This is a genomic window from Streptomyces monashensis (assembly GCF_001866665.1).
Taxonomy (GTDB): Bacteria; Actinomycetota; Actinomycetes; order Streptomycetales; family Streptomycetaceae; genus Streptomyces; species Streptomyces monashensis.
In genome coordinates this window covers 1-18207 of the sequence record NZ_MLYO01000043.1, presented here as the reverse complement: position 1 = coordinate 18207, position 18207 = coordinate 1, and the positions used below count along the sequence as shown (strand labels likewise).

Here is an 18207-nt window from a genome sequence, read left to right as displayed (position 1 = left end):
TGCCGTAACTAGACAGAAGACGGACACCCCTACTCGGTTTCGAGAAGCCCTCTCAACACCCCAGCCCACCACACCACACCAACTACGAACCCTCGAATCACAGCACGGTTCCGTGGGAGCCCGGGGGTGAGATTCCCCCGGGCGACCCGACTTTCTCAGTCTGCGATCGTGTCAGTGGGGTTTGACCGCAGGGTGATCCTGCCGGGCAGCACCGTCGCGCTGAGGGCCAGCGCCGCGGCGGCCGCAACGATCGTCAGATAGATCATGGGGGACATGGCCGGAGCCGCCTCACCTGTCATGCCGATGCTGAAAGAGGTGAGCGTGGCCGACGAGGTCCCCGTGCCGAGCACGATCGCGGTGAGTGCCACGGTCAGGGCCTCCAGGCGGAGCATGCGCAGGACCTGCCGCCGGGTCATGCCGGCCAGGCGCAGGAGGGCGAACTCGCGTGAGCGGTCGGCGGTGGACATGGCCAGGGTGTTGACCGAGGCGATGGCGGTGAAGGCCACGATGAGCCCCATGGCCACGTAGTTGACCTCGGCGTTCTCCTCGTGCGTTGTCGCTTGACGGTCCGCCATACGTCCGCTGCCGGTGACCACTGCGCCGGGGAAGTCCCTCACGACCGCTGCCAGTTGCTCCCGGACCGTGTCCCGCTTGGCACCGCCGCCGGCCGCGACGAGCACGGAGTCGCTGAGCGGATTGTCGATGTGACCGGCCACGAGATCGTGTGCCGTGGTCAGGTCTCCGAAGCCGAGACCCCGCTTGTACACCGCGACGACGCTCACGGTGACGGGAGTGCCGTCACCCAGCAGCAGCTTCATCGTGTCGCCGGGATGAAGTCCCTTGCTGTTGGCGACCACATCACTGACGGCGACCGCGTGGCCGCCGAGCCGGTCCAATGAGCCCTCGGTGACCTTCAGGTCCATGGTCGAGGCAAGGCCGCGGGGAGTTACGCCCTGGACGGAGTACTTGTCCAGGCCCGGCGTGCGGACGGACGTGTGGACGATCTCGGTCACGGCCCTCACGCCGGGCAGGCCCCGTATCCGGTCGGCTACGGCGCCGGGCACGCCGGGACCTGTGGAGTCGACCACCCAATCCGCTGTGACACCGCCGCGGACCTGATGCTCGGCCGCGTTGCCCAGGGTGGTCTGGACGAAGATGATGGTGGACGACATGCCGACCAGAAGGGTCAGCGGTGTGATCACGGCCGCCAGCCGCTTGGCGTTGGCGCGAGCGTTGTGCGCCGCGAGGTACCCGGCGACCCTGGACAGCCGCAGCGGAACACCCAGCACGGCCAGTGCGCCCTTGGCCGTCAGCGGGCCGAGCAGCGCGAGCCCGATCGAGATCACGAGGACCGCGAGGTAGGTCACCGGCATCGAGGCCGGTTCCGTGTGCAGTGCGGCCAGGACCACGAACAGGACGACCCCGCCGGCCAGTGCGATTCCCCCGGCCACAAGCCGCCCCCAGGGCAGGCGGTCACCCTCGATGGCGGCTTCGGACATCGCCTCGGCCGGACGGATCCGGGAGATGCGGCGCGCCGAGATACGCGCCGCCGCCCACGCCGCGAACAGTGTCGCCGCCATCGCCGCCAACACCGGGAAGGGGCTGCGGACGAGCTTGAGAGTCTCCGGGATCGTCCCGAAGCCCACGAACTTTCCGTGCAGCCAGGACGCCAGCGGCAGACCGGCCGCCGCGCCGAGCAGACCGGCGGCGAAGCCGACGCACGCCGCCTCCCGGCCGATCAGCCGGCGCACCTGCCTGGGAGTTGCCGCCACAGCCCGCAACAAGGCGATCTCCCGGCGGCGTTGCTGGATGGACAGGGCGAAGGTGCCGGACACGACCAGGACCGCCACAAGCAGCCCGATCGCGCCGATCGCGCCTCCCATGCTGATCAGCTTGCCCCGGGCCTTGGCCGCCCCGAGGAACTCCACCCGGCCACGGTCACCGCCGGTGGACACCTGCTCGTGGGACGACTCACCGAGGGCCTTGCCCACCGCCTTGGCCAACTCTCCGGTGCTCACACCCTCCTTGGGCAGCACGCCGATCACGGCTTCCTGGCCAAGATGGCCGGCCAGCCGCCGGGCCTCGTCCGAAGAGAAGAACACCGCGGCCTGCTCCTTCAGATCACCGCCCGGGGTGGTGGCGATCCCCGCCACCGTGTAGGTCGAAGGCAAGCCGGTGGCCTGAACGGTCACCTTGTCGCCGGGGGCCAGACCCGCACGGGAGGCCAGCCCCCGGTCGATGACGATCTCATGGTCGGTCCGCGGAGGCGTCCCCTTGTCGATGCGGAACGGTGTCAGCTCGGCGGACGCCCACGCGTGCCCCGACGACTCCTTGCCGTCCGGGCCGCCGAAGATCCTGCCGTTCGATCCGACCACGTACGCGGGGAAGTCGGCTTCCGGCACGACCGCCCCCACCCCAGGCGCCGCCTCGATCCGCTCTCGGGTGACCGAGGGCAGCCACACCCTTTCGTCGAGCGGCTTGGCCTTGTCCTTGTTCTTGCCCTTCTTCTTCGTGACGTGGTGGACGTTCTGGTCCGCCGCCACGACGACCGGCGTACCCGAATACCGCTCGGTACCGATCTCACCGCGCAGTCCGGTCTCCAGCAGACCACCGCAGGCGGTCACCAGAGCCGCAGCACACATCAGCGCCAAAAACGCCCCGATGAACCCCGCCTTGCGGGCCTTCAGGGACTGCAGTGCGTAACGCAGCATCAGGCCCACGCTCCGAGGTGTGTCATGCGATCGGCGACGCGGTCGGCGGACGGCGACTGCATCCGGTCGGCGATGCGGCCGTCCGCGAGGAAGAGCACCGTGTCCGCGTAGGACGCCGCGACCGGATCATGGGTGACCATCACCACCGTCTGGCCGGTGGCGTCGACGCACGAACGCAGCAGGGTGAGGATGTCCCTGGCCGTGACCGTGTCCAGCGCGCCGGTCGGCTCGTCACCGAAGATGACATGAGGACGCGTGATCAACGCACGAGCGATGGCCACCCGCTGCTGCTGACCGCCGGAGAGCTGCGACGGCCGCGCGTTGGCCTTTCCCGTCAGACCCACCCGGGCCAGCACCTCCTCCAGCCAGCCCCTGTCCACCCGTTCACCCGACAGCCTCAACGGCAGGATGATGTTGTCCCGGACCGTCAGCGACGACACGAGGTTGTACGCCTGGAAGACGAATCCGACGTGCATGCGGCGCAGTTTCGTCAACTGGGTCTCGTTCATCCCGCCCAGCGCGATACCCCCGATCCAGCACGCGCCGGAGGTGAGACTGTCCAGGCCCGCCGCACAGTGCAAAAACGTGCTCTTGCCCGACCCCGACGGGCCCATGACCGCGGTGAAAGTGCCGGGCGGAATGGCGACGGACACCGTATCGAGCGCCCGGACGTCACGCCCGCCGCGGCCCGCGCCGCCGTAGATCTTGGTCACCGAATCGAGCCGGACGGCCTGGGGCATGCCGCTAAGCAACGTCTTCTCCTGACAGGTTCGGGGCCGGAAAGGCCAGGAATCGGGTGAGCACGGTCCGTGCAACCGGGTGCTGGTGCTCACCGGTACCGGGGACCGCTTCATGACCGACATCGACGGCGCGAGCCTGGGTGACATCACCAAGCCCGTGGCCGGCCTGCCGGTCAGAAGCGGTGCTTATGGCAGCTCTTCGTGAGGCGTATGGCCGCGGGAGAGGAACTGTGCGCACCTCGCGGTTACATGATCCGTACAGCACGCGGCTGTCCTTGCGGCTTGTGCGGGCGGCGGAATGGGCCGCGCGGCTGCCGCCGAAGCTCTCACCCGGGTCCGCAAGACCCTCGTCTCCGTCCCGAACCTGGCCAAGGTCATGGCCAACAGTCCGGCGCTGGTCAAAGGCTGGCTGGCCCTGCCCGGGGCACTGAGCGAGGGCGTGATCCCCGCTCCTGTCCGTGAACGGCTGGCGATCGCCACCGCCCAGTACAACAATTGCGAGTACTGCCTGTCCGCTCACACCTACATAGGGGCGCACGTCGCCGAGGTCGACGCCGAGGAACTGGAGCGGGCCCGCGACGCCGAGTCCTTCGACCCGCACATCGCCGCACTGCTCGCCCTCTCCGACGCCATTGCCCGCGGCCGCGGCCGCATCGACGAGAGGCAGCCGAAGGCGCGCCGGGCCGCCGGCGTCGCCGACGCCGAGACGGCCGAGGTCGCGGGCAATCTGGCGCCGAACCTCCTCGCCGACACCGACAACGAATGGCCGGTCGTCACCCCGTGTACTCACAACTGATCACCACGTCCCCCGCCCGGCCCCCCGGGGCCCCGACGGGGAGTGCGAAGACCAGTTCGACCGACGTGACACCGACCGTCGTCAGGCAATCCCGGGGAATAGCTCGGGATCAGCACCGCTCGTGATGTGAGGAAACAAATGAGCGCACCGCGCGGAAACCAAGAAGCCACCGCCTACGACGTGATCGTGCTGGGCGCGGGTCCGGTCGGCCAGAATGTCGCTGACCGTGCCCGTGCCGCCGGCCTGTCCGTGGCCGTCGTGGAACGGGAACTCGTCGGCGGCGAGTGCTCCTACTGGGCCTGCGTGCCCAGCAAGGCGCTGCTGCGGCCGGTCATCGCGGTCGCCGACGCGCGGCGCGTAGACGGCGCCCGGCAGGCCGTCACCGGCCGTCTCGACACCGACGGCGTCTTCGCCCGCCGCAACCGCTACGTCACCGACTGGGACGACTCCGGTCAGGCTCTTTTCCTCAAGTCCATCGGCGCCGACCTCTTCCGCGGCCACGGCCGCCTCGACGGCCCACGCCAGGTCACCGTCACCCGTGACGACGGCACACGCCACACGCTTACCGCCCGGCACGCGGTGGCCATCGCCACCGGCAGCCGACCGAATCTCCCCGGCATCCCAGGCATCGAAGAGGCCCGGCCCTGGACCAACCGGCACGGCACCGACTCCAGCACCGTGCCTGCCCGGCTCGTCGTCGTCGGCGGCGGCGGAGTCGGCGTCGAGATGGCCACTCTCTGGCAGGGCCTCGGCTCCCAGGTCACCCTGCTCGCCCGCCGTCGCCTGATCCCCCGCCTGGAGCCCTTTGCCGGCGAGCTGGTCGCCCAGGGACTGAGCGAGTCGGGCGCGGACGTACGGATCGGCGCACAGGTGACCGCTCTGCGCCGCCCGGATCCCGAGGGACCGGTCACCCTCACCCTCGACGACAGCAGCGAGCTGGAGGCCGACGAGGTGCTGTTCGCCACCGGCCGCACACCCGCCACCAGCGACATCGGCCTGGACACCATCGGCCTCACCCCCGGCTCCTGGCTGGACGTGGACACCACCTGCCTGGTCAACGGCGTCGAAGGCGACTGGCTCTACGCGCTCGGCGACGTCAACCACCGCGCCCTGCTCACTCACCAGGGCAAGTACCAGGCCCGGACCGCAGGCGACGCCATCGCCACACGTGCCGCCGGCCAGCCGGTGGACGACGCCCCGTGGGGCGACCACGCCACCACCGCCGACCAGCACGCCGTACCCCAGGTGTTCTTCACCGACCCCGAAGCGGCCGCGGTGGGCCTGACCGCCGAGCAGGCGGAGCAGGCAGGCCACCGGATCAAGACCGTCGACCTCGACTTCAACGCTGCCCAGGGCGCCAACCTCTACGCCGACGGCTACCGCGGCCACGCCCGGCTGGTCGTCGACCTCGACCGGGAGATTCTGCTCGGAGTGACCTTCGTCGGACCGGGCGTCAGTGAGCTCCTGCACTCGGCCACCATCGCGGTCGCCGGCGAGGTCCCGCTCAAACGGCTCAGGCACGCGATCGCCTGCTTCCCGACCGTCAGCGAGATCTGGCTCTTCCTCCTCACCGCCTACCAGCGAGACCAGAAAACACCGGAGACCGCCCCCGCGTGATGCCGCCGCCGCAAACCGAGAGGCCCTCTGCGCGGGGCCTCGCCTGGGCTGACTGTGCTCGGTGATCACGGCTAGCGAGGGCCACTGACCGAACGCCGACGAGGTGCTCCCGGTCATCTGTCACTGGACGACCGGCCGAGTAGGGATCGGCGCCGCTGTCATCACCTGATGTCGATGACAGCTCAATTCTCCTGGTCGTGGTGGTCGCCATCAGGGGGCTCCTGTCGTGGTGGCGGTCCTCTACCACCGCATGCACGCCCGTGGGCGCGGGGGCAGCGAATGAGCTGGCGTGCAGGCAGGACACCTGCGTGCCTGGTGAATATGCGAGCCATTGGAATTCTCCTTCGAAACAGTCAGTGAATGGATTTAGCGGGTGAGTCATCGGTGTCCGGTTGGATCATGACTCCATTGCGCCCGGGCACTTGCGCCGCGTCATGCTCCTGGATGTCAGGGCTTGGCGCAGGGGCGGTTCCTCGGTCCACGCGGCACGCCCGCCGACGTGATGCTGTCGGCGGCCGTCTCTCGCCCCGCGGTGCGATGCCGGCCGGGATGCGGTGGAGTACCGCGCAGGGCGTGCCGCCGCCGGCCTCCTGCCCGACCGTGGGTGCTTCTGCGCGCTGAGGAGGTGATCGGTCTTTCGGCGGTTGCCTGTGACACAGCTGCGACAGTCTGCGGACCCCGCCATGACACTGCAGAGCCAGCCTGTCCATATCGGGCAAATAGCAATATTCAGACATTTGCCTCTCTGCTTCCGATAGTGCGAGCAGTGACGACCGAGCCGATCCACCGCAGGAAATGCACATGAGCCCCATCACCGCCTCGCCCATCGAAGCATCCATAGCTTCCCTGTCCCCGCGCGAGCAGGAGACTCTGCACCACATCGCCGCAGGGCGCACCTACCTGCAAACGGCTCGTCTCATGGGTCTGTCCCAGCACACGGTCGACGCGTATCTGCGGCGTATCAGGGCCAAGCTCAATGTCCACTGCACGGCCGAACTCACCCGGGTGGCCATATCCCTGGGCGCGTGACCCGGGCGGCCGCATCACGGCGCCGTATTCGCGGACGGAGCGCCGACGGCGCCAAGCGCTGCGCCGGGGTCCTGGCATCCGCAGCGCTGCGTTGGTGCTTCGTGGCTCTCTGGATCATGCTGGTCGGTAGAGACTGGGGGTGAGGTCTCCTCCAGAGAGGGTGTGGGGTCGAGATCAGCGAGCAGAGGGCGAGATGAGCGGCGATGGAACGATCTTTCACCCCTCCTGGCAAGGATCCGGGCCAGCCGGACGCCTCTTGCGAGTCGGCCTGCACGGCCACGGCGGCCGTTAGTGATCAGGGCGTTGTGGCGGGGTGGAGCGAAGGTGCCCGGCGGCTGCTCGGATACTCGTCCTCCCAGGTCTTGGGACGGGCCGCGGCCAGCCTGCTCGCCGACGCCGGTGAGGCCGCCCGGCACCCCTGGGGCGAGCTGGAACGGTGGAGCGGCACCGTGGCGCTGCGGCACCGGGACGGCCACGAGTTGGAGTTGGACGTGCTGGCGCACCGCCGCGCTCCGGTCGGCGGTCCGGCCGAATGGCTGGTGGTGTCCGCCGTGGCGGGGCCGGCGGACACGCTGAGCACCGAAACACTGGAGCAATGGGCGTTTCGCCAGTCGCCCGACAGCCTTGCAATCTTCGATACGGACCGGCGACTGGTACAGGTCAGTGTGGGCATGCAACAGGCTCTGCGCCTGACCGAGAAGGTCATGCGTGGACTGCGTATGACGGACATCGCGCCTGGTGAGGGAAGCACACAGATCGACAGCGGGATGCGCCGGGCCCTGGAGTGCGGTGAGGTGCAGCGCCGGAACGCGGCCCTTCGCCTGCCGGGCACCAGCCCTGGGCTGGGCTGGTCGGCATACCTCACCCCGCTCAAAGACCCGGGCGGCCGGGTGCGCGCAGTGTGCCTGGCGGCCCACCCTGGGCCGGAAGGCTCGTTCGTCCAGCAGCGAGAGTTCCTCGTGCACGAGGCGGAAGCGCGGATCGGCAGCAGCCTCGATATCGGGCTTACCGCACAGGAGTTCAGCGATGTCGCCGTCCCCGACTTCGCGGACTTCGTGGCCGTCGACCTGCTCGACTTTCCGCAGCAGCTGGACGCGGCCGCCCCTGTGTCAACGACGAAGCCGGTCGTGGTGCGTCGTGCTGCGTACCGCTCGGTCCTTAAGGGCAGTGGGCTGTTCCCGGCCGCGGCGGGAGCGGCGACCTTTTACCCTGCGGCTTCGCCCCCGGCACAGTGCCTGGCCTTGGGCCACGCCGCCCTCTACGGCTCGGACGCCCTCGCTCTGGACGGGTGGGCGCAGGCGGACGCCGGTGCCGCATGGCTGGGTGGGGCGGGGATGCAGTCGCTGATGGTGGTGCCCCTGGTGAGCGACGGCAGCAGCCTCGGCATCGCCCTTTTCGCCCGGCACAGACACCGGGAGCCCTTCGACGTCGGTGACCTGCGCGTGGCGGAGGAGCTGGCAGCCAAGGCCGCCGTCGCCCTGGACCATGCCCGCCGACACACCCAGGCGCGTACCACCACCATGGCCCTGCAGCGCAGCCTGCTCCCGCAGACGCTGCCCGACCAGACGGCAGTGGGCATCGCCTCCCGCTACGTGCCTGCCGTCACCCAAGCCGGCGTGGGCGGCGACTGGTTCGACGTCATCCCGTTGTCCGGTGCGCGAGTGGCTCTCGTCGTCGGCGACGTGGTCGGCCATGGCATCCGGGCCTCCGCCACCATGGGCCGGCTCCGGACCGCGGTGCGCACGCTGGCCGATGTCGACCTGCCGGCCGACGAGCTCCTCACCCACCTCGACGACTTGGTGCTGCACCTGTCGGTGGAAGAGGGCGCAAGGGACCCGGCCGCCGAGACTGCCGTAGGCATCGGCAGCACCTGCCTGTATGCGATCTACGACCCCGTCTCCCGCCGGTGCACCCTGGCCCGGGCGGGCCACCCCCCACCCGCGGTGGTGACGCCCGACGGCGTCGTACGCTTCCTCGACGTCCCCGCCGGACCACCACTGGGGCTAGGAGGGATGCCCTTCGAAGCCGTCGAGGCGGAACTGCCCGAGGGAAGCCTGATCGTCCTCTACACCGACGGTCTGCTCGAAGCCCGTGAACACGATATCGACGAAGCCTTGGACAAGATGTTCGCCGCTCTGGCGCGCCCGGCCATGGCTCTGGAGACAATCTGCGACAGGGTACTCACCGCCTTGCTGACGCATCCCCCGGCCGACGATGTCGCGCTGCTCGTCGCCCGTACCCGGGCCCTGCATGCCGACCGGGTCGCTACCTGGGATCTGGACTTCGACTTCGCCGTCGTCTCCCGGGCCCGCCGGCACACCGGCGACCAACTGGCCGCCTGGGGATTGGACGACGCCGCGTTCATCTCCGAGCTGGTGGTCAGTGAACTGGTCACCAACGCCATCCGCTACGGCCAGCCGCCCATCCAGCTGCGGCTGATCCATCAGGACAGCACCCTGGTCTGCGAAGTCTTCGACTCCGGCAGCACGACGCCGCACATGCGGCGCGCCAGAACCTTCGACGAAGGAGGGCGGGGCCTGCTGATGGTCGCCCAGCTCGTCCAGCGCTGGGGCACCCGGCACGACCGCGTCGGCAAGACCGTGTGGGCCGAGCAGTCCCTTGCCGCGATCTGAAAGGGACGGTTGATACCGGCACGTCCGGAGGCCCGCGCAAGACAGTGAGCGGTCGGCTGCGGGCGGGCGGTCAGCCGTTGCCGCCGCGGCCTCCCTGACCACTGCGCTCCCAGCCGATGCCGAGGCAGGTCCTACCGTGGCCACCTCGCCCGCCGTCGCCTCCACCCACTGCGTCTGCGCCGTTGCCACCGTTGGTGCCGTCTCGGCCCGGTGCCCCGTCGGTGCCACCTCCGCCGTTGGTGCTGCCGTTGCACAGCCCGGCACGGATCCCTCCGTCGGAGCCATTGGTTCCGTTGCCGGTTCCGTTGCGGTTGCCCGCGCAGACGTTGTCGCCGGCGCGGATACTGTCAGTGCCCAGCTGGACGCTGCTGAGCGCCCCCACGCCAAACGGCTGACCCGCGCCCGATCCCCTGCCATTGCCGGTGAGCAGTTGCCGGGCGGTGTCCGTCGCAGCAGCCCGGGTCCGGGGCATCGGTGCCGCCGTCGCGGCTGGCGCCAGCGCATCTCCGGCGATCACAGCGGCTGAGACCGCCAGACCGAGACCGAATTTCGACGAGCACATACGGATTGTTTTCTCTCCTTTCGAAGACGATTTCGCGGACTTTTCGCCGCCAACGTGCCCGCCCGGGAAGTCGGGCCGAAGCGCCCCGCTACTGGAGGAGGGCGGAGTCATCGCCCAGCAGCCCGAGAAGGTCGCCGTACAGGAGCTGTCGCTTCCAGGTCGACGTCCCTCTCGGAGATCTTGTACTTCTTCGGGACGTCGGCCTTCGTCGCGTGACCGGACATCACGGTGAGCACGATTCGCGCCTTGTCCGTCACCGTGAGGTCCTGCTTGCCTTTGTCTGGCAGATCCTTGAGGGAGAGGCAGCCCGGCTGGCCGGGAGCACCTCCCGCGCCTCCTTTGCCGCCTCTCCCACCCCTGCCACACTGCGCGGCCTGGCCGGCGAGGGGTACGTCACCGCCTCAGGGCGCGCGCTGATCGACCGGGTCGTTACGACCCGGGACTGGGTCGCAGACGACGAACGCCGCGAGCGGACCGGTGTCCCCGACGACCACGCCTGCGCCATCAAACCCCAGCCGGCCGACGCGACGCCTGAGCGGGCCCGCAAAGCGGGGCGTCCGGCCCGCTGGGTGGCCGCCGGCAAGGTCTACGGCGGGAGTGAACCACGCACGCGAATGCGCGAGCTGGGCTACACCCGTTCTGGGGGACTTGCCGCTCTTCGAGCGATGTGCGATACGTGGAGAGGGCCCCTTCAGCGCTCGCCGAAGAACCCCCGTTGCCCGGTCCTGGAAGAGGAATGCCATGACAGGAGCGCAAGAGGCCGCCGGGCGCGTGATCACCGGACGTTACCGGCTTCTGCGTCGGCTTGGTACCGGCGGCATGGGACGTGTGTGGCTGGCGTACGACCAGGAACTGGCGTGCGAGGTCGCGCTCAAGGAGATCATTCTGCCGCCGGACACCCCCGAATGCGAAGTGGGCTCCAGGATCGCGAGGGCCCGCGGCGAGGCCCGGCACGCCGCCCGGCTGCGCAACCATCCACATGTCGTCACCGTGCACGACATCGTGGAGGAGGACGGCCTGCCATGGATCGTCATGGAGTTCGTGCCCGGCGCCATGAACCTGGAGGCCGTGGTGTGCGAGCGGGGGCCGCTGCCTCCCGGCGACGTCGCCCGGATCGGTCTGGCGGTCCTCGACGCCCTGCTGGAGGGACACCGGCTCGGCGTCCTACACCGGGACGTCAAGCCGGCCAACATCCTGCTGACCAATCCGGGACCCCAGCCCTCCTATCCGACAGAGGGCGGCGGCCGGGTGATGCTCACTGACTACGGCATCGCGCTGGAGCCGAGCTCCGGGGAGGACCGCCTGACCGCCACCCTGGAGATCCTCGGGACGCCGCGCTTCATGGCTCCCGAGCGGGTCAACAGTCAGCCGCCCACACCTGCCGCCGACCTGTTCTCGCTGGGGGCCACCCTGTACTACGCCCTCGAGGGGGCGGGGCCCTTCGACCGCGACACCGCCCTCACCACGCTGAGCGCCCTGCTGTTCGAGTCCCCGCGCCCGCCGCGCCGGGCGACGGAGCTGACCCCGGTCATCCTTGGGCTGTTGGCCAAGGATCCCGCGGACAGGATGGACGGCGAGGAGGCCGCCCGGCTGCTCACCCCCATCGCCGACCAGCCCCACCCGTCCCCGTCGCAGCAACCGGCTCCCTCACCGGAGGTGCCGCCGCCTGAGCGGCCTCCCGCCTCAAAGCCGCCGCTCCCCCAGGAAGCGGCCCCGCCGACCAAGATCCTGTCGTTGGCCGAGCCGGAGGAACCGACCGGGCCGGCCCCGGAACCGCTGCCGCACAAAGGGGACGAAGCCCGGCTGCGGCCCCGCCCGCCGCGGCCCAGAAACCGACGGGCCAGGCTCATCGCGGGAGCGGCGCTGATGGCTCTTGCCGCGGCGGGCGGCGGCATCTACCTGGCACAGTCCCGTTTCTCGGGTCCCACCGCACCGTCCGTGTCCTCGATCCAGGTCGGCAAGTCCCCGGGCGCGGTGGCGGTGTCGCCGGACGGGCACCGGGCCTATGCGACCAACTACTTCGGCCCGGCTTCGGTGTCGGTGATCGACACCGCCACCGACCACACCGTGGGCAACCCCATCGGTGTTGGCGACAAGCCGCAGGGGATGGCGGTATCCCCAGACGGAAGCCGGGTCTACGCGGCCAACTCCGGCTCGGATTCGGTGTCGGTCATCGACACCGCCACCGACCACACCGTAGGCAACCCCATCCATGTCGGCAACAAGCCGGTCGCGGTGGCGGTCTCCCCAGACGGACGCTGGGTCTACGCGGCCAACTCCGGCTCGGATTCGGTGTCGGTCATCGACACCGCCACCGACCACACCGTGGGCAACCCCATCCATGTCAGCAACAAGCCGTACGGGGTGGCGGTATCCCCAGACGGAGGCCGAATCTACACGGCCAACTCCGGCCCGGATTCGGTGTCGGTCATCGACACCGCCACCGACCACACCGTAGGCAACCCCATCCATGTCGGCAACAAGCCGGTCGCGGTGGCGGTCTCCCCGGACGGAAACCGGGCCTACACGGCCAACGCCGGCTCGGACTCCGTGTCGGTCATCGACACCGCCACCGACCACACCGTAGGCAACCCCATCCATGTCGGCAACAAGCCGGTCGCGGTGGCGGTCTCCCCGGACGGAAACCGGGCCTACACGGCCAACGCCGGCTCGGACTCCGTGTCGATGATCGACACCGCCACCGACCACACCGTAGGCAACCCCATCCATGTCGGCGGGTACCCGGTGTGGGCGGCGGTCTCCCCGGACGGACACCGGGCCTACGCGGCCAACGAGGGCTCGGATTCGGTGTCGGTGATCACTTTCTAGCCTCCCCTTCTCGCGTGGGGCGGCAAAGTCGGGGCGGCCGCTGCGGGCCGGTGGTTTCGGCACCTGCCGCCGGGCGGGCACGACTGCGGCCCAAGCGCCAGGGCTACCGCCCTCGCCCCCGGCCCACGGCACTCCCCACCGCCTCCAGGCCGTTGACCAGGGAAAATATAGTGGTTGACAGTAGTCCGGCTGCAGTATCAAGCTGGAGCACTAAACCGACAAAAAGGAGTAATCACCTCAAGCCAAGGGAGATCATCATGATGGCAAGCACCTGGAAGCACATCCGACACCTCCTCGGCGCGTTTTGCGTTGCTGCGCTGCTAGCCGGAACGGTGGGCATGACCAGTGCCGAGGCAACACCTCAGACAACCAAAGCCACGGCGCAAGCGCCGAACCAGGGCTGCGCGGGCCCCCAGAACCCGCCGGGCTGCGTGTGAGGCGAGGCCGGGGCAGGTGCCGCCCACCGCAGGGTGCCCGTTGCGCACAGCGTTGTCGGCGTACAACCTCATCCGTCCACCCACATACGAGCCGACCTCGGTCCTGCACGACGGTCGGCCGGGGTCGGTTCGAAGGCGAAGGTGAAGCGGGGGAACACCTTGTCGGTGCCCAGCCATATGTAGGGGTTGCGGCCGACTTCCAGGCGGGTGCCGAAGTGGTCGCCGTGCAACTGGCGCACCCGGCTGCTCGCCCCGTCGCAGGCGACGATCAGGTCGGCCTCGGCGAACTCGGCCAGGTCGTCGACCTTGCGACGGTGCTGGACATCCACCCCCAGCTCGGCTGCGCGTCGGGCCAGGATGTCGAGCAGGGATGCGCGGGCGATGCTGTAGCCGTACCGGCCCAGATACACGGTCTCTTCCCCGCGGCGGACCTCCTGGTCCTGCCACAGCGCCGACGCCGCACGCACCGCCTCGGCACTGCCGGGATCGTTGCGGTAGAGGTGGTCCAGCAGGTCATCCCCATGCCCCACACCCCAGCCGTAGGTGGTCCCCGGCGGATCACGTTCAATCACAGTAATGTCAAGACCGGCATCCCGGCGCTTGGCCGCGATCGCGAAATACAACGCGCCCGGCCCACCACCGACACACACGATCTTCCTAGCATGTCCCGCGCAAGTTCGTGGAGGGGTATCGGAAGGCGAGTCTGGACGTGCCGGAGCTGTCAGGCGAAGGAGAAGCGCGCGGCCGCTTCGGCGGGCGTCGTTCCTTGGCGGCGTCCGGGGACGTCGTGGACGGCGGTTGCGCCCTCAGAGCGCAGTTGGTCTGCGGCGGCATGTCGAGCCATGGTCGCGGCGTAGGCGCGGACGTCTGTGGCGGTGACGTCAGTACGGCCTCGCCCCGCGTGCTGCTGGAGGAGATCGGTGACGTCCGGGTCGAATCGCAACATGGTCACTGGAGCGTTGAAGCGCCTGGCGATGGCGATCAGTCGTGTGCGCGCCTGGGGAGTGACGTTCGTAGACTCGGCGACTGCGCTGTGTCCGGTAGCAAGCCTGGCGACGATCCTGCGGTCACGCTCCTCGAAGATGCGGGCGTCCGCCGTTTCGGAGTCCACTTCTGCGGGTGAGGCGCCGAAGAGCTCCGCGCGGATCTCGTCGCTGGATACCACGGCTTCCCTGTCGATCTGCTGACGCACGATCAGCGCCCGAACGAAGCTGGTCTTGCCCGAGGCCGGCGGCCCGACGAGGATGACCAGGCCCGCTGGCACCCGGATCCGCCCGGACATGCCCGGTGCAGGAGCGTTGAGGTAGAGGTCGCCAGCACAGTCGAGGGCTTCTTCGGGGGATCCTGCGGGCAGCCCGTTGGGCAGAATGTTGTCCCGGTAACTGTCGCTGCCAGCCAGGCAGAGCGCGAAGCCCCAGGTGTGCAGCACGCCCGTGAACCTCAGGCGGCACAGCGGGATGGCCTGCTCGCCAGGCAACTCCGCGTCCACGTAGGCGAATCCGGCGCGGAACCGGACCGTGATGACGTCCACCTGTGGCCAACGCTCGCGGGCATGACGGTTCAGGCGCTGGCGCAGGTGGTGCTGCATCGATTCCGGCGGGTTCTTCGGCACGGCCCCATCCTGCCGGGTGCGGGCGTGGGCTCGCCATGATCTTGGTCGTGAAGGGTGGGCAGTGGGCGGGGACGGCGGTCGCGGTGGTGCTGGAGACCAAGGTTCGCGAGCGGTTGATGAGGACGGCCGCTTCGGCGAAGTCGGGGGTGCGGGCGGTGTTGCGGGCCCAGATCGTGTTCTCGGCGGCGGACGCACGCGCCAACGGAGCGATCACGCGGGAGTCGGCGGTCAGTGGGAACACGGTGCGCAAGTGGCGCCGCCGATTCGCCGTCCTGGGCATTGACGGGCTACGGGACGCCGAACGGTCGGGGCGGCCGAAGGTCTACGGCCCCGATGTGCGGGTGGCCACCGCGACCAGCGAGCCTCCGCACCCGGAGGCGACCTGGTCGCACCGGTCCATTGCCGAGCGGGTGGCCGGTACGTGCTTCGCGCCGGTCTCCTCCCCCCCAGGTCGGCCGGACCCTGGCGGATCTGGACCTGACACCGCACAGGGTCCGCAGCCGGCTCGCCCGGCGCGACACCACGGACTTCTGGCAGCGCGCCTCCGACGTGTGCGCGCTCTATCTTGATCCGCCAGAGGGGGCGATGGTGTTCTCGATCGACGAGAAGACCGTGATCGCCACCCGCTCTCGCCGCCATCCGGGCCGTCCCGCGCGTCCCGGTGAGCCGGTCCGGCAGGAGCTTGAATATCGGCGTCACGGGCACTGCCTCCCTGATCGCGGCCCTCGATGTCCGCACCGGCGAGGTACTCACCGAGGTGATCCGCCGCAACGACCTTCACCGCTTTCCTGGAACAGCTCGACCAGGCGATCGCACCCGGCAAGGAGATGCACGTCGTCCTCGACAACGGCTCCTCACACACCGCCAAGCACACCAGGACCTGGTTGGCCGCTCACCCGCACTGACACGTCCGCTGGACCCCGCCGCATGCCTCCTGGCTCAACCAGGTCGAACTGTTCTTCTCCGCTCTGACCCGCCGGGTCCTGCGTCTTCGCCAGCCGCGAGGACCTAATCGACAAGCTAGAGGCGTACACGATCGGGCACAACGAGACTGCCAAGCCCCACCGATGGACCTACGAGGGCACCCCGCTCAGGGCCGCCTGATCAACCCTCCTCCACGAACTTCTGCGAAGCAGCACTGGCATGTCCCGTCCCGGCCGCACGACCGGACGCCCGCATCGAGGCTGCCGCAGCCCGGCGCGCGGTAGGCGTCGGATGGGGGCTGCCTAGCGGCGGACGGGTGGTCCCGGCCAGCGTCCCCTGCCGGTCGGATCCCTGGAGTAGTGGTCGCATGGGTTCCTCTTCCCTGGATCGAATCTCTGGACTGGATCTCTGGGCCCACTCACTGGGCTGGGTCTTGGAGCCTGTGGGCAGTGTGCGCCCAAGAACGCACAAGGCGGCCGAGCCCCCTCCCGGCACCGGGCACACGGGTGTGGCGAACTCACACCTGAGACGTGTCTGCTGCACCCGCGCCCGGGCCCCGGCGATCCGACCGGCCGGGCCGGTCGGATCGCCGCCTCGGGCAGCAGCGGGCGTCAGGGCAGCACCGCTGCCGCCCGCCCCGGGCTGGCTACCCCCAGTTGCTCGAGCTGCCCCAGTTACTGTCGGAGCTGCCCCAGCTATTCGAACTGCCCCAACCACCGTTGTCACCCCAGCCACCGTTGTCACCCCAGTTGCTCGAGCTGCCCCAGCTGCTGTCGGAGCTGCCCCAGCTATTCGAACTGCCCCAACCACCGTTGTCACCCCAGCCACCGTTGTCACCCCAGTTGCTCGAGCTGCCCCAGCTGCTGTCGGAGCTGCCCCAGCTACTGGAGCTGCCCCAACCGTCACTGCCGTCGCCCCAGCCGCTGACGCTTGCCACGGTGGCATGCGTCGTCGCGGGTGCGGCCTGCGCGGCGGCGCCACCACCCAGAAGCGCCCCTGCAGCAGTTACGGTGATGGCCGCGACCTTGGCGATCTTCCTACTCGTCCGAAACACGACCCGTTCTCCTTTCGGTGGATGACCCTCACCCCAAACCGGTGAGGTCGTGTTTCGAGTAAGCCCGAACGGGTCATGCGTCGTCACGCCACTGAATCCCGTGACTTGACACCCGAAAATGATCTCGATATAAACCCCAGCCCAAGCCAGCCGCCCCTAGGAAAGACCCCTTGAGGCGCCAGCCCCGTAGACCAGCCGGACGGTCACGACGACCCGCCCTCCGCACCGGACCCGGCTTCTTCGCATTGCAACAGACCCGTGGGCATAGGTCGTGTCCCTTGTCGTGGTGTTGGGGATCAACTGGCGGGCGTGTTCGGAGTATTGGGCAGCGCCGGGGCGCTTTCGGGTAGCTCGCGGTAGATCTCGCCCATGCTGCCTTCGGGGAGGTAGCGGCGGGGAAACGCGATCCATTCGTCGTGCTCTACGTTCCTTCCTGGGCCGTCCCAGCCATTCGTAGGGTTGTGGCACCCAGGGGAGCCGGGTGTGGCTGTCGTCGTGCTGCCGGCTGTGGCTCGAGATGCTTGGCCGCCCGGATCCCCACGACGACTCGGCCGCCGATTGGGAAGTGCGAATGTGTCGCTGTGTAGAGCAATGCCGGCGAGGTCGTCCGTGGTACGCATGATTGGAACGACCTGATGGAGTGCGATGAGCCGGATATGGGCGGGGACCGACTGCGGCAAGGCCCACCACCACTGCCTGGTCCTGGATGCCGAGGGCGACACGCTGCTGTCGCGCCGGGTGGCCAACGACGAGCCCGAGCTGCTGGAGCTGATCGGCGACGTTCTCGACATCGCCGACGGCGGCAGTGTGACCTGGGCGATGGACATGACCGGTGGTGAGCCCGCCCTGTTGATCGAGCTGTTGATCGCTCACGGTCAGGAACTCGTTTACATCCCCGGTTTCGCAGTGAACCGGGCCACCGACGGCTATCGCGGCGAGGGCAAGACTGATGCCCGGGACGCGAAGGTGATCGCCGACCAGGCTCGGATGCGCCGGGACCTGCTGCCGATCCGCCCCGGTGACGAGGCCGCCATCGAACTGCGGTTGCTGACCGAGCACCGCTCTGACTTGGTCGAGGACCGAACCCGCACGCTCAACCGACTCAAGTCCCTGTTGAACAGCATGTTTCCGGCCCTGGAACGGGCCCTTGACATGGGAAGAGTCGGCTCCTTGGTGCTGCTGACGGGGTACCAGAGTCCGGCAGCGATTCGCCGCGCGGGCAAACGGCGTCTGACGACCTGGCTGCGCAACCGCGTGCGACAC

Annotated in this window: 11 protein-coding genes and 1 pseudogene; 8 read left to right on the top strand and 4 right to left on the bottom strand. The window is 69.1% G+C overall.

Going from position 1 to position 18207, the window contains the following annotated elements:
- Positions 1-155: 155 nt before the first annotated feature.
- Both BIV23_RS25815 and BIV23_RS25810 read right to left on the bottom strand, forming a co-directional pair.
- Complete coding sequence (locus BIV23_RS25815) at positions 156-2711, bottom strand: FtsX-like permease family protein (protein WP_177240031.1); 2556 nt, start codon at positions 2709-2711, stop codon at positions 156-158.
- Complete coding sequence (locus BIV23_RS25810) at positions 2711-3451, bottom strand: ABC transporter ATP-binding protein (RefSeq protein ID WP_071383358.1); 741 nt, start codon at positions 3449-3451, stop codon at positions 2711-2713. The genes BIV23_RS25815 and BIV23_RS25810 overlap by 1 nt, the downstream gene beginning before the upstream one ends.
- A gap of 298 nt (positions 3452-3749) precedes the next feature.
- On the opposite strand from BIV23_RS25810, the gene BIV23_RS25805 reads away from it, so the two are divergent.
- From BIV23_RS25805 to BIV23_RS50505, 5 genes are all read left to right on the top strand, one after another.
- The gene (locus BIV23_RS25805) at positions 3750-4247 is read left to right on the top strand and encodes a carboxymuconolactone decarboxylase family protein (protein ID WP_071383357.1); all 498 of its coding nucleotides are present in this window, start codon (positions 3750-3752) and stop codon (positions 4245-4247) included.
- A gap of 138 nt (positions 4248-4385) precedes the next feature.
- Positions 4386-5864, top strand: coding sequence for a dihydrolipoyl dehydrogenase family protein (locus tag BIV23_RS25800; RefSeq protein WP_071383356.1), 1479 nt, complete (start codon positions 4386-4388; stop codon positions 5862-5864).
- 801 nt (positions 5865-6665) lie between these two features.
- The gene (locus tag BIV23_RS25795; protein WP_071383355.1) at positions 6666-6893 is read left to right on the top strand and encodes a response regulator transcription factor; all 228 of its coding nucleotides are present in this window, start codon (positions 6666-6668) and stop codon (positions 6891-6893) included.
- Between the two features lie 449 nt (positions 6894-7342).
- A complete protein-coding gene (locus BIV23_RS25790) occupies positions 7343-9526 on the top strand; it encodes a SpoIIE family protein phosphatase (protein WP_245790640.1) in 2184 nt (727 codons plus the stop codon).
- Positions 9527-10829: 1303 nt separating this feature from the next.
- The gene (locus BIV23_RS50505; RefSeq protein ID WP_177240029.1) at positions 10830-12917 is read left to right on the top strand and encodes a protein kinase domain-containing protein; all 2088 of its coding nucleotides are present in this window, start codon (positions 10830-10832) and stop codon (positions 12915-12917) included.
- Between the two features lie 505 nt (positions 12918-13422).
- Here BIV23_RS50505 and BIV23_RS25780 read toward each other — a convergent pair.
- Positions 13423-13884, bottom strand: a complete 462-nt coding sequence (locus BIV23_RS25780) for a hypothetical protein (protein WP_071383352.1) — start codon at positions 13882-13884, stop codon at positions 13423-13425.
- A 191-nt stretch (positions 13885-14075) separates the two neighbouring features.
- Positions 14076-14966, bottom strand: a complete 891-nt coding sequence (locus tag BIV23_RS25775) for an ATP-binding protein (protein WP_071383351.1) — start codon at positions 14964-14966, stop codon at positions 14076-14078.
- A 35-nt stretch (positions 14967-15001) separates the two neighbouring features.
- Here BIV23_RS25775 and BIV23_RS48890 point away from each other — a divergent pair, with 35 nt between their 5' ends.
- The 3 genes and pseudogenes from BIV23_RS48890 to BIV23_RS25770 all read left to right on the top strand — a co-directional run.
- On the top strand, positions 15002-15535 hold the full coding sequence (locus BIV23_RS48890) for a helix-turn-helix domain-containing protein (RefSeq protein WP_107471254.1): 534 nt from the start codon (positions 15002-15004) through the stop codon (positions 15533-15535).
- Between the two features lie 210 nt (positions 15536-15745).
- A pseudogene (locus tag BIV23_RS54025) lies at positions 15746-15871 on the top strand (IS630 family transposase); the annotation flags it as partial.
- Positions 15872-17589: 1718 nt separating this feature from the next.
- Positions 17590-18207: IS110 family transposase (locus BIV23_RS25770; RefSeq protein WP_143079112.1), on the top strand; the 618-nt coding region annotated here is incomplete at its 3' end.

Excerpts from the sequence above, each read along its gene's own strand:
- BIV23_RS25815 (WP_177240031.1), bottom strand. The coding sequence starts at position 2,711 with ATGCTGCGTTACGCACTGCAGTCCCTGAAGGCCCGCAAGGCGGGGTTC.
- BIV23_RS25810 (WP_071383358.1), bottom strand. The coding sequence starts at position 3,451 with ATGCCCCAGGCCGTCCGGCTCGATTCGGTGACCAAGATCTACGGCGGC.
- BIV23_RS25805 (WP_071383357.1), top strand. The coding sequence starts at position 3,750 with ATGGGCCGCGCGGCTGCCGCCGAAGCTCTCACCCGGGTCCGCAAGACC.
- BIV23_RS25800 (WP_071383356.1), top strand. The coding sequence starts at position 4,386 with ATGAGCGCACCGCGCGGAAACCAAGAAGCCACCGCCTACGACGTGATC.
- BIV23_RS25795 (WP_071383355.1), top strand. The coding sequence starts at position 6,666 with ATGAGCCCCATCACCGCCTCGCCCATCGAAGCATCCATAGCTTCCCTG.
- BIV23_RS50505 (WP_177240029.1), top strand. The coding sequence starts at position 10,830 with ATGACAGGAGCGCAAGAGGCCGCCGGGCGCGTGATCACCGGACGTTAC.
- BIV23_RS48890 (WP_107471254.1), top strand. The coding sequence starts at position 15,002 with ATGATCTTGGTCGTGAAGGGTGGGCAGTGGGCGGGGACGGCGGTCGCG.